The following is a 15,384-nucleotide window of genomic DNA, read 5'->3' as shown; positions in this document are numbered from 1 at the left end:
TTCTTTAAATAATTTTATATATTGGAGTTTTCCATGAATATCACTGAGACCTTTGGTCAATATGTCACAAAATATACCGACCGTAACCCGGCACAGGGTCGGAGGCTGTTAAAGCTTGGCTGGGAGGCACAGAATTTTAAATTCCGTCACTTTCCGGATCAACGGCTGATGCCCGCAGACCGGTATCTCGCACAGTTTATGATGGAGTCCATGCTGGCACCACTCAAATCACCTGACCATTCTGCGATTGTAAGTATTTTTGTACCATGTGAGCTTTTGCAGGAGGCAGGTCTCCATCCATATAATGCAGAAGCATTCAGCTGTTATCTTGAGGCATCCCGGGTAGAGCGTTACTGCCTGCAGCAGACAGAAAATGACGGTCTGTCCGAGACCCTCTGCAGCTATCACCGGACATTTATCGGTGCTGCTGAACGCGGGCTTATGCCAAAGCCAAAATGCATTGTGTACACCAACCTGACCTGTGACGCAAATCTTGTGACCTTCCGTCACCTTGCGGACCTCTATCATGTGCCCTGCTTCTCCATTGACGTACCGATGGCGATGACAGAGGCGGACATCAGCTATGTGGAGAAGCAGCTCCGGGATCTTAAGCTATGGCTCGAGCATGAAACCGGAAAGACAATTGAGGAGGATAAGCTCAGGAGCCGCGTGGAACGCTCCAGGCGGACGCTTATGAAGTTTGAGCAGTATCAGACTGCAAAGGCCGAGAAATATGTGCCGACGGACCTTGTCACTCCGCTTTACTCCGGTATGACCAACAATATCCTGCTTGGGACAGAACAGAACGAGCACTATGTAGATCTATTAAATCAGGACATAAAAAAAGCAGGTCCTGCCAGAGGACAGCGTATCTACTGGATGCATACGCTCCCCTTCTGGTCCGATGCCGTCCGTTCACTCTTATATTTCAAGGAGGATGCGCAGATTGTCGGTGACGAGCTGCAGTCCGTATGCTCCTCGGACTTTGATCCATCCAATCCCTACCGCGCCATGGCATCCCGCATGGTTCACCATGCTCTCAACGGTTCTATCCACCGCCGGATCGACAACGGTATCGCGCATGCCAGAGCATTGCACGCGGATGGTGTGGTCTGGTTCAATCACTGGGGCTGCAAGCATACTTTGGGCGGCGCGCTTCTTGCCAAAAAGAAATTTGAGGAAGCAGGGCTTCCCTGTCTCCTTCTGGATGGGGATGGCTGTGACCGGAGCCACGGCGGTGAAGGACAGACCTTAACCCGCCTCGGAGCGTTTCTCGAGATGCTGGAGGCTGATAAATCCAAAGATTCCAAGGAGGTTTCCGCATGAATCAGACAAAATGTCAGGGCTGCGAGGGTGCAATGGAAATCCGGAAAAACGGATGCAGCTACTATGTATGCAAATATACGCCTCTTGAGCTGATGGCTGCCTTTGAAGGGGAATACAGCAATCTTAACCATATGCCGGAGGGCTTTGAGCTTGCCGATCAGGTTATCAATCCTAATGTCTGCGGCTTCGGCAAGGCACTGATGCAGTCTGTCATGGCTGGTGAAGTTCATGAGCTGGTACTGGTCAACTGCTGTGATACCATACGCTCTGTCTATGACATCCTTAGGGACTCAAAAAAGCTTGATTTCCTTTACATGATCGATATGCTGCATAGCGGCTGGGCATGCTCCCGTGAGCAGATCTCCGCTCAGCTCATTGCATTTGCCAAGGCTTACCGCCACTATAAGGGACAGGAATTTGACGAAGCAAAATTCCGGGCAGCCTTTCATCCGCCAAAGCGTCTGCAGGAGCCTCACTTAAGTGTGCTGGGCGCCCGTATGGGGAAGCAGCTTTTTGAGATGGTTCAGGACTGCATGCCGCTACCTGTGCAGAATGACAGCTGTGTCAACAACCGCTCTGTGGGTGAAGTGATGCCACCGACCCTGGCTTCTCTAAGGGAAGAACTGCTCCAGGGCACAGAATGCAGTGGAACAGCAGCTCCGGAAGCTGCACAGTCTCCCAGGACAGATGGAGATGTGCTGGACTCGCCTGCATTCGCACGACTCATGGACTGGTATGCCTATGAGCTCATCAAACAGATTCCATGCATGCGCATGATGGATAAGACCGGCCGCCGCGCGCTCCTTAATGATCCAAATCTCAAGGGTATCATTTATCACACCATTAAATTCTGTGACTTTTACTCTTTTGAATATGCGGATCTAAGACAGCATGCTCCGGTACCGATCCTTAAAATCGAGTCAGATTATACTACATCCTCCAGTGGTCAGCTTTTGACACGTCTGGAAGCCTTTGCGGAGAGCATAGACCCGGAGGAATTGGAAGGGAAGAAAACGAATATGGGTAAGGGATATTTTGCCGGAATCGATTCCGGTTCCACTTCAACGGATGTTGTCATCCTGGATAAAGATAATAAGATGGTCTGCGGCATAATTGTACCTACCGGTGCCGGTGCGCAGAACTCTGCAGAAAAAGCCCTGGAAGAAGCTCTCCGTCAGTCCGGGCTTGCGCGTACGGATATTGACGCCATGGTCACCACCGGCTATGGCAGAACGGCGATCGAGGACGGTGACAAATCCATCACGGAAATTACCTGTCACGCAAGAGGCGCACATTTTCTGGAGCCGGAGGTCCGCACGGTAATCGACATCGGCGGTCAGGACTCCAAGGTGATCCGTCTGGACGATAAGGGGAATGTCATAAACTTTGTAATGAATGATAAATGCGCTGCGGGTACCGGACGGTTTCTTGAGATGATGGCGCATTCTCTGGAGCTCAGCCTCGAGGAGATGTCACTGCACGGGCTGAATTATAAAGAAGATATCACCATCTCCTCTATGTGCTCCGTCTTTGCGCAGTCGGAGGTTGTTTCGCTGATTGCAGAAAACAAATCCACTGATGACATTGTACATGGTCTCAACAAATCCGTCGCGGTCAAGACAAGCGCCCTTGTAAAGCGTGTCGGCGGCGAAGGGAAATATATGATGACCGGCGGTGTATCCAAAAACAAAGGTCTTGTCAAAACGCTGGAGGAGAAGGTCGGTGCTCCGATTATAATCCGGGAGGAGGCACAGCTCTGCGGTGCTCTCGGTGCCGCTCTTTTTGCAAGAGATATGGTAAAAGCATAAAATAAAACCTCGCATGGAAATCCACGCGAGGTTTTTTCATTCCATAACTACTGACAAGACTGACAAAAATTATTTATGGAAATTTTTTTTATCAAGCTCCGGCATGAGCTCTGTGGATATAATCCGGAGCATCTCATCCAGCTTTTCCAGCTCTTCCGATGTAAAACGGCGTTTGCAGCGCTCCTCCAGCTTTTTTACGTAGGCATAGCTGACATTATAATAATCCAGAAACTTCTGTGTCGGGCGTAAATGATATTCTCTCTTATCGTTTGCGGACTGTACCTTTTCTATATATCCCTTCTGGATCAGCGAATTTACCTTGTATGCTGCATTGGGTGCGGAAATACCCATCATATTGGCAAACTCCTGGATGGTGGGTTCTCCCAGCGCCTTAATGCATTCCATGCTAAAGGACTCTACGGTTGTAAGCGTTGCCTCACGGTTTTCAAAACGTGAAAAAACCTGCATGTAGAAATAGAGTCGACACTTATTGTAAATGTCAATAATCTCATCACTTAACATAGTTACACCTCGATCAATAATTTAATTATTTTTATTATAACATCTTTTTATTGCATTTATGTAACAATATTTAAGAGATGAGTACAATTTCTGCCTGCTGCATGCTGTGCAAAATGCCGATGAAAAGCCTTGTGTAAGCCTCCTTAATCTCACTATGCCGGATTTTACGAGACCGGATCCATGATAGCAAAGCTCAGCTCCGCATTGCAGCATAGCTTCCCGTTGACTCTTGCCTCTGCCTGTCCGATCCCGACCGGTCCATGCATGCGCACCAGCTCGCAGTTCAGCGTCAGCACATCTCCCGGCTTTACCTGCTGGCGAAATCTTGCATTTCTGATGCCTCCAAAGAGGGCAATTTTACCTTTATTTTCCGGAAGGCTTAAAAGCGCTACCGCACCGGTCTGTGCCAGTGCCTCTATGATCAAAACCCCCGGCATCACAGGATAGTCCGGAAAATGTCCCTGAAAAAAGGGCTCATCTGCACTGACGCATTTCCTGGCTCTTGCAAATTTTCCAGGCTCATACTCCTCTACCGCATCAATCAGTAAAAACGGATACCGGTGCGGAAGGATCTTCTTTATTTCATTAATATCCAGCTCCATATTCAGCCCTTTCTTCCAAATACAAGGCAGGCATTATGTCCACCAAATCCGAGGGAATTGCTCATCACATGCCGAAGTACGGCGGGTCTTCCCTCATTGGCACAGTAGTCAAGATCGCATTCCGGATCCGGAACCTTAAGATTTACCGTGGCAGGGATAAACTGATCTCGTAGTGCAAGTACGGAGAATACTGCCTCCACCCCTCCCGCACCTCCGAGCAGATGCCCGGTCATGGACTTGGTACTGGAAACGACAAGATGATCCGCTGCGTCACCAAAGGCAAGATGGATGGCTCTGGTTTCTCCTGCGTCATTCAGATGTGTGGATGTTCCATGTGCATTAATATAATCGATATCCGCTACCGTCAGTCCGGCATCCCCGATCGCAGCTGTCATAGCCCGGGCCGCACCTTCTCCTTCCGGCGCAGGAGATGTAATATGATACGCGTCAGAGCTTACTCCGTAGCCCTCGATTTCCGCAAGGATCGCTGCGCCTCTCTCAAGCGCGTGCTCCCGCTCCTCGAGCACAAGGATCCCGGCACCCTCTCCCATTACAAAGCCGTTCCGCTCAAGATCAAAGGGAATCGACGCCCGGTTGGGATCCGCAGCATGGGACAATGCCTTCATGCTGGAAAATCCTCCAATCGCAAGCTCTGTAATGGCTGCCTCGGTGCCGCCTGCAACCATGGCATCCTCATAGCCATCCCGGATCCTGTGAAACGCATCTCCAATCGCATTGGAGCCTCCGGCACAAGCCGTCACAGGACAGCTGCAGAGACCCTTAAGACCATTCCGGATCGAGATCTGCGCCGCTGCCATGTTGGAGATCGCCATCGGAATGAAAAAAGGATTCAGTCTTTCATATCCCTTTTCCCGTCCGCGGTCATGCTCCTCCTGGATCGTCTCAAATCCACCGATGCCGGAAGACACCACAACGCCGACCCGCTCCGGACGATATGTGCTGCCCAGCGCTGTAAGGATTCCGCTCTGCTCCAGTGCCTCCTCGGCAGCATAGACCGCGAACTTAGTGAAGCGGGACATATGCTTAAGCTCCCTCTTATTGATCCGTGTTTCCGGATGAAAATCTCTGACCTCTCCGGCAAGCTTTACCTGGAAATTAGTCGTGTCAAAGGCTGTGATCGGTCCGATTCCGACATTTCCCTTCATAATATTTTTCCAACTCTCGCTCACTGAATTTCCCGTGGGATTTACAGTTCCGAGACCCGTGATTACAACGCTTCGTTTTTCCATAAAACGTTTTGATTGTCCTTCCTAACCTGAAATAATCTGACTATCCCGACTTTTCTCTCAGTCTTTCGTATCTTACTCTCCTGGCTGATCTTGAAATCTGGATATATCCGTCTGATCGACAAAGCTCGTTATTTCTCTCAGGTATCCTCAGATTCCCATTCCGCCATCAACACCCAGCACCTGACCTGTGATAAAGCCGCTTTCCGGTCGTGATAAAAATACGATTGCATCTGCTACATCCGACGGCTCTCCCAGCCTCTTGACCGGAATCTCGGCAAGAATCCGTTCGCGAATATCCTCACGCAGTACATCCGTCATATCCGTACGGATAAACCCGGGCGCAATCGCATTCACAGTAATACCACGGGATGCGTACTCCTTGGCTAGAGACTTTGTAATACCAAGGATACCTGCCTTGGACGCAGCGTAGTTGACCTGACCAATATTGCCATGGGTTCCGGAAATACTGGAAATATTAATGATTCTGCCATATCGTGCCTTGAGCATCTGCTGCCCTGCATACTTGGATAAGAGGAAGCATCCCCGGAGATTGGTGGCAATCACCTGATCAAAATCCTCTGCGGTCATGCGTAGCAACAGATGATCCCGCGTAATCCCGGCATTATTTACGAGGATATCAATTCTGCCAAATGCATCCATAATACTGTCCACCATCTCACGGACCTCATCCTCCCTGGATACATCCGCCCGCACAATAAGTGTCCCGGCATCCTGGCAGGCAGCATGAATCAGCTCCTCCGTCTCACGTGCCGCTGCCTCATTTCCCTGATAGTTGATAACAACATTGTTGCCTGCTTCCGCCAGCTTAAGGGCTGCCGCCCTGCCGATCCCCCGGCTCCCGCCTGTTACCAGTGCTGTCCGACGTTCATCCTTTATAATTTCCTGATTATCCATGATACCTTTCAAGCTCCTCTGCAGTTTCCAGTGAAACCACCTCATATGTTGAGATGCCCATGTCCTTCGCCGTCTTCCGTACAAAGCCTGCCAGCGTTTTGCCCGGACCGATTTCCACAAACTGATCTACTCCAAGCGTAAGCATCCTGCGAATGCAGTCTTCCATCCGCACCGAACGCTGCACCTGCAGCTCCAGCAGCTCCGGGATAGACCATTCACGACCATCCGGATTAAGACGGGCATCATTTTCATGTCCGAGAACATTATACATCACAACGCACTCCGGTGTATGGAAGCTGAGCTCCTTGAAATATGCTCCGAGCTGATCCCCGGCCGGCTTCATAAAGGCGGTATGGAACGGTCCCGAAACCTTAAGCGGGATACATCTCCTCGCACCTGCCTCCGCAGCAAGCTCCGATGCTTTTGATACCGCAGCAGATTCACCGCCAATGACGACCTGCCCCGGACAGTTCAGATTGCAGACAGAAACCCTGCCCACTTCCTTAGCTCTGTCGCAGCATGCCGCAGCACAATCCTCTGTAAGCCCGAGGATCGCCGTCATGCCACAATCAATGCCATGAGATGCCGCTGCCATCGCCTGACCCCGGAAATCTACCGTACGGACCGTTGCCTCGAGGTCCAGCACGCCCGCCGCTTCCAGCGCTCCGTACTCACCTAACGATAACCCGGCAGTATACTGCGGCAGGATCCCCTTATGTTTTAATACTTCCGTCATGCTCACAGCAAAGGCGGTCATACAAGGCTGCGTATATCGGGTCTCGTGAAGAATCTCCTCCGGACCCTCAAAGCATACCGTTTTTAAGTCAAATCCTTTCACCTGAGCGGAAGCTCTGTCAAATGCCTCCCTAAACTCCGGAAATGTCTCATAGAGATCCTTCCCCATGCCTGCATGCTGACTTCCCTGTCCTGCATATAAAAAAGCTCTGCTCATCCCTCAAAACCTCCGCAGATCCCGGCAAGAATCTCTGAAACCGGACGGATCCTCTCCACCTGTCCACAGGTCTGCCCAGCCATCAGGGATCCTGTTTTGGTGTCACCCTCAAAAACCGCACGGCGGAGACTCCCCAGAGTAAATCTCTCAAGCTCCATCTTGTCGGCACCTGATTTCTCCCTCCGGATATACTCCTTTGTCATCTGATTTTTAAGGACCCGTACCAGTGTACCGGAAATTCTGCCGGTCACTACCGTATCTGATCCCCTGGCTTTCATGAGTGCCTGCTTATAGGCCTCATGGATCGGACATTCCTCCGAAGCGAGCAGCACCGTACCCACCTGCACTCCACAGGCGCCAAGCGCCATCGCCGCCCGGAACTGACGATGGTCCGCAATCCCTCCGGCGGCAATCACCGGAATCTGTACTGCATCCACGGTCTGCGGTACCAGCGTTATGGTGGTCATCTCTCCCACATGTCCTCCGCTCTCGCAGCCCTCCGCGATTATTGCATCTGCACCCAACCGTTCCAAATGCTTTGCAAGGATGGGAGCACCGACAACAGGGATTACCAGGATTCCCGCTGTTTTAAACTGCTCCATATACTGACCGGGATTTCCGGCCCCGGTCGTCACCACCGGAACCCTCTCCTCACAGCAGATTTTTACAAACGCATCTGTCAGCGGATGCATCAGCATAAGATTTACACCAAAGGGCTGATCAGTCAGCTTCCGGGCTGTACGGATCTCCTCTCTCAGCATTTCCGCCTCCCGGATGCCCCCGGTTGCAATCATGCCGAGTGCGCCCGCCTGAGAGCAGGCTGCAGCAAATGCTCCGGTGGCAATGTTGGCCATGCCGCCCTGAATCACCGGATATTTTATGTCTAAGATTTCATTTAAATATTTCATGTTCTGTCCTCCGGGCGGAACCTAAGCTGCATACCACCAAAGGTAAGTCCTCCGCCAAAGCCTGCAAGGAGCAGCTTCTCTCCGCCCCTGAGCGTTCCATTTCCATGCATTTCATCGAGTAAAATAGGGATCGAAGCCGCACTGGTATTTCCCAGACGCTCCATGTTCATCGGAAACTTCGCTTCCGGTACCTGCAGCTTCCGCACCACATGCCGGATGATCCGTGCATTCGCCTGGTGGCAAAGGACATAATCGATCTGCGCAAGGTCCGAACCACTCAGACGAAGTACCCTCTCAATCAGCCTCGGAATAATCTCAACGGCAAAAACAAAAACAGCCTTGCCGTTCATCACCATATGATCCACGCTTTTGTCAATAGCGCCGGTATACAGCCCCGGCGCCAGGATATCCCGGGAGCCCCGTGAGCCGAGCGTTACAGCGTAATCGCTTCGCCCCGCCTCTGTGAGCTTTACGATAACGGCGCCTGCTCCATCCCCAAACAGGACGGAAGTGGTACGGTCCTCAAGCTTAAGGAGTCGGGAGAGCTGCTCGGCTCCGATCACAAGGGCATATAACGGCGCATCCTCCTGCTCCATCTCCTGTATACCGGACAATATGCCCCTCGCTGTCTCAAGCGCATAAATAAAGCCGCTGCAGGCAGCATTGAGATCCAGTGCCGCAGTATCCTCACGCAGCTTTAATGCTTCCGAAACAAAGCACGCTGTACTCGGTGTGGAAAAATCCGGAGACATCGTGGCTGCAAGCACCGCGCGGATCCCTGTAACGGGAATGCCTGCGTCATCCACTGCTTTCCGCGCAGCCTCGACAGCCATGGTTACCGTACTTTGCCTAGCAGTGCAGAACTCCCGTGCATGGATCCCCGTGCGCGGATAAATCCATGCATCACTGGTATCAATGCTTTGGGCAAGTTCATCGTTTGTAATCGTATGATGTGGAACACAGGAACCCGTTCCTATAATTTCAATTGCTCTCATATCCTTCTGTATTTCTCCATCCGGTCTTTCCGAAGCTCCTCCGGAGAGAGCTTCCGGAGCTCTGTAAGACAGTCGCTTAACGCCTTATCAAGATTCCGGTAAAGCGCCTCCGGAGCTTTATGAGCTCCGCCCGCAGGCTCAGAAACCACTACATCGGCGACACCCGCATGAAAAAGATCCTGCGCTGTCAGCTTCATCACTTCCGCTGCTTCCTCATGACGGGACGGATCCTTCCAGAGGATCGATGCAAAGCCCTCCGGACTCAGCACGGAATATACTGCATTCTCCAGCATGAGGATCCGATTGGCGACACCGATTGCAAGCGCGCCTCCGGAATTTCCTTCTCCGGTGACGACGGAAATCACCGGCACCGTATACTTGCTCATTGCCGCAAGATTTCTCGCAATCGCTTCTCCCTGTCCATGCTCCTCGGCTTCCTTACCGGGATATGCTCCGGGAGTATCAATAAACGTAATAATCGGACGGTCAAATTTCTCTGCCTCCTCCATCATACGAAGCGCCTTGCGGTATCCCTCGGGTCGCGGCATACCAAAGTTAAAGCGCACATTCTCCTCTGTAGTCCTGCCCTTACGGTGTCCGAGCACTGTCACCGGCACACCCCTGAAGCGGGCAATCCCACCGTAAATGCTGAGATCATCCTCATACAGATGATCTCCCTTCTGCTCAAAAAAGTCTGTAAACAGGTGCTCAATAAAATCCGTAATATGCGGGCGCTCCGGGTTACGCGCAATACGCACCCGCTCTGCCGCCGTACATGTCCGGGTCTCCTTACCTTGATTTTCCACCATGCAAAGCCTCCTCACGCCATTTCTCTGCGGCTGGAATCAACATGCAGCTGCAGCAAGTCGATCAGTACGGCTCTCATATCCTTCCGCTCGACAATCCGGTCTACAAAGCCCTGCTGCTCCAGATACTCGCTTCTCTGGAAGCCCTTGGGCAGCTTCTCACCGATGGTCTGCTCGATCACTCTGGGTCCGGCAAACCCAATCAGCGCGCCCGGCTCTGCCAGCGTAATATCTCCAAGTGAAGCAAAGCTCGCGGTGACGCCTCCGGTGGTCGGATGCGTAAGATAGCTTATAAATAAACCGCCATGCTCCGAGAACTGCTGCACAGCAGCACTGGTCTTTGCCATCTGCATGAGACTGAAGATTCCCTCCTGCATCCTCGCACCTCCACTCGCAGAAAAAATGATCAGCGGCAGGCGGTTGGCCTCGGCATATTCCACAGCTTCTGTGATTTTTTCACCTACCGCCCGGGACATGGAACCCATAAAGAATCGGCTATCCTGCACTGAAACAACGGTCTTAATGCCTCCGATGCTTCCAACACCCGATACCACCGACTCTCTGAGTCCGGTCTTTTTTTCCTGATCCCGGATCTTATCCTGATATCCCGGAAATTTCAGCGGGTCGGATGCCTTAATTTCGCGATCCAGTTCCCGGAAGCTTCCCTTGTCAAAAACAAGAGACAGCCGCTCATACGCCGTCAGGGGACTGTAATGACCACACATCGGACACACATTCATGTTATTTTTCCAGCGGATTTTCAACGCCCTTCTGCCGCAGGCACGGCAGCTGATAAAGCCGGAAGGGATTTTAAATACCGGTAATTCCATTGAGAAGCCTCCTTTGATCTTAATACCAGGATCTCACTGTTACAAAATACCCGGACCATAGACTTAGGCATTGAGGTATTTGAGGATATCCTCCACCGTCTGAAGCTTTCCGATTTCTCCATCCGGAATCGTCTTACCGACGGCATCCTCAAGAGCCATGTGCAGCTCTACGAGAGATAGAGAATCAATCTCCAGGTCATCCACCAGACTTGCTTCCGGAGTTACCTTGTCCTCATCGCAGGCAAGCGTGTCAACAATAATCTTTTTAAGCTCATCAAATTGCATATGATACCTCTTCCATTATTTTAGTTAAATTATTTTATGTAAAATTACAGAATCAAATATTAGCAGATTTTCTGCCTAAGTCAACAGAAAGATTGACGGTTTTCCATTCTGTAAAGCATAAATAAATATACAAAAAGCCATAAAACGTCTAATTTTTGACGTTTTATGGCTTTTTGTCAGTCAGTAATAATTTCCACCTTGCTGCCGCCGCTACGCTCTTTGCTAACGACAATCTGTCGTCCGATCTTGTCCTTTAGCTCTGCTACATGAGAGATGATACCTACCAGACGGTTACCCTCACTCAAACTCTCCAGCGCCCGGATTGCCTGTCCCAGTGATTCCTCATCCAGCGAACCGAAGCCCTCATCCACAAACATGGTATCCAGCCGGATCCCGCCCGCCGAGGACTGAATCTCATCCGAGAGCCCCAGTGCCAGTGACAAAGATGCCTTAAAGGACTCTCCTCCGGAGAGACTGCGTACCGAGCGTTCCGTACCGTTGTAATGATCAATGACATCGAGGTCCAGTCCGCTCTGCGAACGAAGATTCTCCGCGGTTTCCCGCCGCTTAAGCTCATACTGTCCATCGGACATAACCATGAGCCGGGTATTGGCTCTTGCAAGGATCCGGTCAAAATAGCTTGTCTGGATCCATGTCTCCAGCATCACACGCTCCTTGCCAGTGATGGTTCCGTTTGCTGTATTGGAGAGTGCCCTGACCCAGCTCCATTGCTGCCTTAGCGCTTTTAGTTCACCGGAGCGCTCGCGGATATGGGTAAGAGCGGAAGCATTCGCAGAAATCCTGGCATGGAGCTTCTGCGCCTCAGCTCTCTTTTGATCCCGTTCCGCGCTCAGCGCACGCTCGGCTGCCATCTCTTTGTCATAGTCAAGCGGGATCTGCTGCGCAAGCTCCTTTTCCAGCTGCTCCTTCTGTCCTGTAAGACGCGTGAGCTCCTGCTGCGCTTCCATAAGCTTCTCTTCCGCTGTCTTGAGACTCTGGTCCATGCGTGTTTTAAGTTCCTCAAGTCGCTGTTTCTCACGTAGAGCATCGGCTTTACCAGCATATTTCAGCTTCTTTTGCAGTGCGACGACCGCCTGATCACTCTCTTCTCCCCGGATGGTAAGCTCCTGGACTTGAAGCTTCCGTTTCTCGATCTCCTGATCCCGTGCCAGTAGCTCCGCCTCTTTTTTAGGAATCTCCTGTTCCAGCGCACTTTTCCGTGCTGCCTGTTTCTCTGCCTTTTCGATTTCCAGCTTAAGCTTCCCGCTCTCCTGATAGAGCGTATTTCCAAGTGTACGTGTACGCTCCCGGATTTCCTCCGGAGCCAGCTCCCCCAGGAGCTCCCCGGCTATGGTGCGGATGTTTGCTTCCTCTGTCTCATACTCGCCCATCCGTCCATGCGTCAGAGCGCTTAAATCGGATGCGGTTTTACTTAGCTTTTCCGAGGTTTTCCGCGCCTGCTCCAGCGACGCTTCGGTAGGTGCCTTGGCGGATTTCCCTGCCGGAGCAGGATGATGCAATGATCCGCATACGGGGCATGGCTGCCCCTCCTCCAGCTGCTCTGCCAGAATCCCTGCCTGCTCATCCAGAAATGCACGGTTTAAGCTTACATAGGTTTGTGCCGCTTCTTCTGCCTCTCCTGCCGCTTTAAGATACTGCTTCCTCACTTCCTCCAGCTGCGTTTTCCGCTCCTCATGTGCCTTTATTTTCTTCCAGAGTGCGCTTAAATCCTGCATCCGGCGGTCAAGCTCCGTCTTTTTTGCAGTGAGTCTCTCCTTAACTGCCGCAGCATCTCCCAACGCGCTAAGCTCTGTTTTTTTATCCTGAAGCAGCTGCCGTTCCCTTGTACTTTCCTCCTGATCCTTTAAAAGTGCTCCGGCAAGTGTCTGCGCTTTTCCTTTCAGCTCCTTCTGCGCCCGAAGTGTATCCTCAAGGTTGTCATACTCCGGAAGCTCCTGCTCAATCAGGGCAATGCCCCGGCTTACTTCCTCCCGCTCCGGCTGCCGCTGGTCCTCCTGCTCCTTGATCTGTCTCCGCCTGTCAAGCTCCGGAGACGCCTTGGTCAGTGCTGCAAGTGTATCCTCCAGCATCCTTCGTGTCTTATGATAAAACTCCGCCTGCTGGAGTCTTGCGGCATTGTCCTTAAGCTTTACGTCCAGTGTCCTGATCTCACCTGCTACCGCATCCTGTCTCTCCTGGTCCTCCCGGAGGAGCTCTGTCAGAAGCTCTGCAATATCTGCTTCTGCCTCCGGCGCTTCCGGTGCATCCTGGATCCGCTTAAGCTTCTCGTAACATGCGCTCTCCGGATCGGCCGCCGCACCATAGATATACTGCTGAAGGCTCTGCTCCGCACGCTCGCAGGCATCCTGCAATGCCCCGGATTTCTGTTTCAGCCGGTCTGCGAGGATCTGGTAGTTTTCTGTCCGGAACAGCTTCCGGAAAATCTCCGACCGCTCCCTGGTATCCGCCAGCAGGAGTCTTAAAAAATCCCCCTGCGCAATCATGGCAATCTGCGAGAACTGATTCCGGTCCACACCCAGAATCTCCCGGATTTTCCGATCCACATCCTTCTGTCGGGTAATCACCGTGCCGTCCGGCAGTGTCAGCTCGGCATCCGCCTTCTGCTTCGTCATACCGCTTCCGCGCTTCGCCGGTCTTTCATACTCAGGATTCCGCCGCACCTGGTACAGCTTGCCACTATACATAAAGTCCAGGGTCACCTCCGTCGGTACCTCCGGTTCCGCGTATTTGGACCGGAGCATAGATACCTCCCGGTTCTGACCGCTCGGCTCACCAAATAATGCAAATGTAATCGCATCAAAAATTGTCGTCTTGCCGGCACCGGTATCGCCCGTGATAAGATATAGTCCTCTGCTTCCGAGCGCGTCCATCGGGATCTCCGTTCTTGCGGCATACGGTCCAAATGCAGACAATACAAGCTTTACCGGTCTCATGACTCATTCTCCCAGATGCTCTCGATCATTTCCTTCATAAAATTCCTCTGCTCCTCCGACATCTCCTGATTGTTCTGCCTTTTATAAAATTCCCGAAACAGCTCAAGCGGTGAGCGATGCTCCGTCTTATCCTTAAGCTCCAGGCTCTGATGCATCCTTGTCCTCTGATTATCATAATCAAGCTTCATGAGATTAGGATAAATCGTCCTTAGCTTCCCGATGGCATCCGGTATGTCCGTCTCATCCGTAAGCGTGATATGCAGATAGTCCTGAACTTGAGTACCGGCATAATTCTGCCGGGCGGTAAGCTCCGCATAGCTTCCGCGGATCTCCCGCATCTCATGCACCGGCACCAGCTCCCTCGTCCGTATCCTGACCGTACCCTTGGCTAAAAGCTCCACGATACTGACGGACTTCTGCTGCTTTACCTCGGAGAATGAATATTTCAGGGGTGTGCCCGAGTAGCGCACGCTCTCACGTCCGATCGTCTGTGGTCCGTGAATGTGCCCGAGCGCCACATAATCAAAAGCCTGGAAAACAGAAGCATCCACGTTATCAAGCCCACCTACTGATATTTCCTCTGACTCCGAGCGCACCGCCCCTGTGACAAACTGATGCGTAACGATCACATTTCTGTCAGAAGCATTCACATCCATATGCCGGACGGCTGTACGCACAGCGTCAGTGTAGGATACAATCTCCTCCGCCTCCTCCGGAAAGGCTGCTCTGACATTTCCGGGCTTGATGAAAGGCAGCAGAAAGACCCGGACATCACCATATCTGTCCTGCATGCAAAAAGGCTGCACGGTTCCGTTATATACCGGAGACAGATGAATTCCGGTCCGGTCCATAAGCCTCGATCCAAATGCAATCCGCTCTGCAGAGTCGTGGTTTCCGCTGATGATAAAGACCTGAAGTGCGCCACCGCCTGTACGCTTGCGCTCGGAAAGCTGATAGAGAAACTCATCAAACAGCTGCACCGCCTCCTGTGGCGGAACCGGCTTATCATAAATATCCCCCGCAATCAGCATCCCATCCGGTTTCTCCTCATCCGTAATGCTAAGAATCTGCCGGAGAATCTCCTTCTGATCCTCCAGCATGGAAAATTCATTCACCCGCTTGCCTAAATGCAGGTCCGCAAGATGCAGAAATTTCATCTCTGCTGCTCCTCCTGATTTAAAAATATATAAAAGTATAAGCTTGCGTAAAACAAAAGCCTGTAAAGCCGCAA

14 protein-coding genes are annotated in these 15,384 nt (G+C 51.8%); 2 read left to right on the top strand and 12 right to left on the bottom strand.

What is annotated here, in order from left to right; all coding sequences use genetic code 11:
* Positions 1–33 precede the first annotated feature (33 nt).
* Together ACTNEN_RS03120 and ACTNEN_RS03115 are read left to right on the top strand one after the other, a co-directional pair.
* Complete coding sequence (locus ACTNEN_RS03120) at positions 34–1,326, top strand: 2-hydroxyacyl-CoA dehydratase subunit D (RefSeq protein WP_441204616.1); 1,293 nt, start codon at positions 34–36, stop codon at positions 1,324–1,326.
* A complete protein-coding gene (locus tag ACTNEN_RS03115; RefSeq protein WP_441204615.1) occupies positions 1,323–3,134 on the top strand; it encodes an acyl-CoA dehydratase activase in 1,812 nt (603 codons plus the stop codon). The genes ACTNEN_RS03120 and ACTNEN_RS03115 overlap by 4 nt, the downstream gene beginning before the upstream one ends.
* 69 nt (positions 3,135–3,203) lie before the next feature.
* Here the strand turns inward: ACTNEN_RS03115 and ACTNEN_RS03110 are convergent, their stop codons facing one another.
* The 12 genes from ACTNEN_RS03110 to ACTNEN_RS03055 all read right to left on the bottom strand — a co-directional run bounded on the left by ACTNEN_RS03110 (position 3,204) and on the right by ACTNEN_RS03055 (position 15,310).
* Positions 3,204–3,656 (bottom strand): MarR family transcriptional regulator, encoded by a 453-nt coding sequence (locus ACTNEN_RS03110; protein ID WP_441204614.1) that lies wholly within the window; start codon positions 3,654–3,656, stop codon positions 3,204–3,206.
* 164 nt (positions 3,657–3,820) lie between these two features.
* Positions 3,821–4,258 carry a 3-hydroxyacyl-ACP dehydratase FabZ gene (gene fabZ / locus ACTNEN_RS03105; protein WP_441204613.1) on the bottom strand — a complete coding sequence of 146 codons (438 nt, stop codon included), beginning with the start codon at positions 4,256–4,258 and terminating at the stop codon, positions 3,821–3,823.
* Between the two features lie 2 nt (positions 4,259–4,260).
* Positions 4,261–5,508 carry a beta-ketoacyl-ACP synthase II gene (gene fabF / locus ACTNEN_RS03100; protein WP_441204612.1) on the bottom strand — a complete coding sequence of 416 codons (1,248 nt, stop codon included), beginning with the start codon at positions 5,506–5,508 and terminating at the stop codon, positions 4,261–4,263.
* 147 nt (positions 5,509–5,655) lie between these two features.
* Positions 5,656–6,423, bottom strand: coding sequence for a 3-oxoacyl-[acyl-carrier-protein] reductase (gene fabG / locus ACTNEN_RS03095; protein ID WP_441204611.1), 768 nt, complete (start codon positions 6,421–6,423; stop codon positions 5,656–5,658).
* Entirely contained in the window at positions 6,416–7,375 is a 960-nt protein-coding gene (fabD, locus tag ACTNEN_RS03090) for an ACP S-malonyltransferase (RefSeq protein ID WP_441204610.1), read from the bottom strand. Before fabD ends, fabG begins: the two co-directional genes overlap by 8 nt.
* Positions 7,372–8,283: a nitronate monooxygenase gene (locus tag ACTNEN_RS03085; protein WP_441204609.1), complete on the bottom strand. Its 912-nt coding sequence runs from the start codon at positions 8,281–8,283 to the stop codon at positions 7,372–7,374. Before ACTNEN_RS03085 ends, fabD begins: the two co-directional genes overlap by 4 nt.
* Complete coding sequence (locus tag ACTNEN_RS03080) at positions 8,280–9,278, bottom strand: ketoacyl-ACP synthase III (RefSeq protein WP_441204608.1); 999 nt, start codon at positions 9,276–9,278, stop codon at positions 8,280–8,282. Before ACTNEN_RS03080 ends, ACTNEN_RS03085 begins: the two co-directional genes overlap by 4 nt.
* Positions 9,275–10,087, bottom strand: coding sequence for an acetyl-CoA carboxylase carboxyltransferase subunit alpha (locus ACTNEN_RS03075; RefSeq protein ID WP_441204607.1), 813 nt, complete (start codon positions 10,085–10,087; stop codon positions 9,275–9,277). Before ACTNEN_RS03075 ends, ACTNEN_RS03080 begins: the two co-directional genes overlap by 4 nt.
* 11 nt (positions 10,088–10,098) lie before the next feature.
* Positions 10,099–10,914, bottom strand: a complete 816-nt coding sequence (accD, locus tag ACTNEN_RS03070; protein WP_441204606.1) for an acetyl-CoA carboxylase, carboxyltransferase subunit beta — start codon at positions 10,912–10,914, stop codon at positions 10,099–10,101.
* A 63-nt stretch (positions 10,915–10,977) separates the two neighbouring features.
* The gene (locus ACTNEN_RS03065; RefSeq protein ID WP_441204605.1) at positions 10,978–11,199 is read right to left on the bottom strand and encodes an acyl carrier protein; all 222 of its coding nucleotides are present in this window, start codon (positions 11,197–11,199) and stop codon (positions 10,978–10,980) included.
* 176 nt (positions 11,200–11,375) lie between these two features.
* Entirely contained in the window at positions 11,376–14,153 is a 2,778-nt protein-coding gene (locus tag ACTNEN_RS03060) for an AAA family ATPase (protein WP_441204604.1), read from the bottom strand.
* Complete coding sequence (locus ACTNEN_RS03055) at positions 14,150–15,310, bottom strand: exonuclease SbcCD subunit D (RefSeq protein WP_441204603.1); 1,161 nt, start codon at positions 15,308–15,310, stop codon at positions 14,150–14,152. The genes ACTNEN_RS03060 and ACTNEN_RS03055 overlap by 4 nt, the downstream gene beginning before the upstream one ends.
* Positions 15,311–15,384: the final 74 nt, after the last annotated feature.

It is taken from the genome of Oribacterium sp. HCP28S3_H8, assembly GCF_052064775.1.
In the GTDB taxonomy this organism is placed as follows: Bacteria; Bacillota; Clostridia; order Lachnospirales; family Lachnospiraceae; genus Oribacterium.
This window is presented reverse-complemented; position numbering and strand designations above follow the sequence as displayed.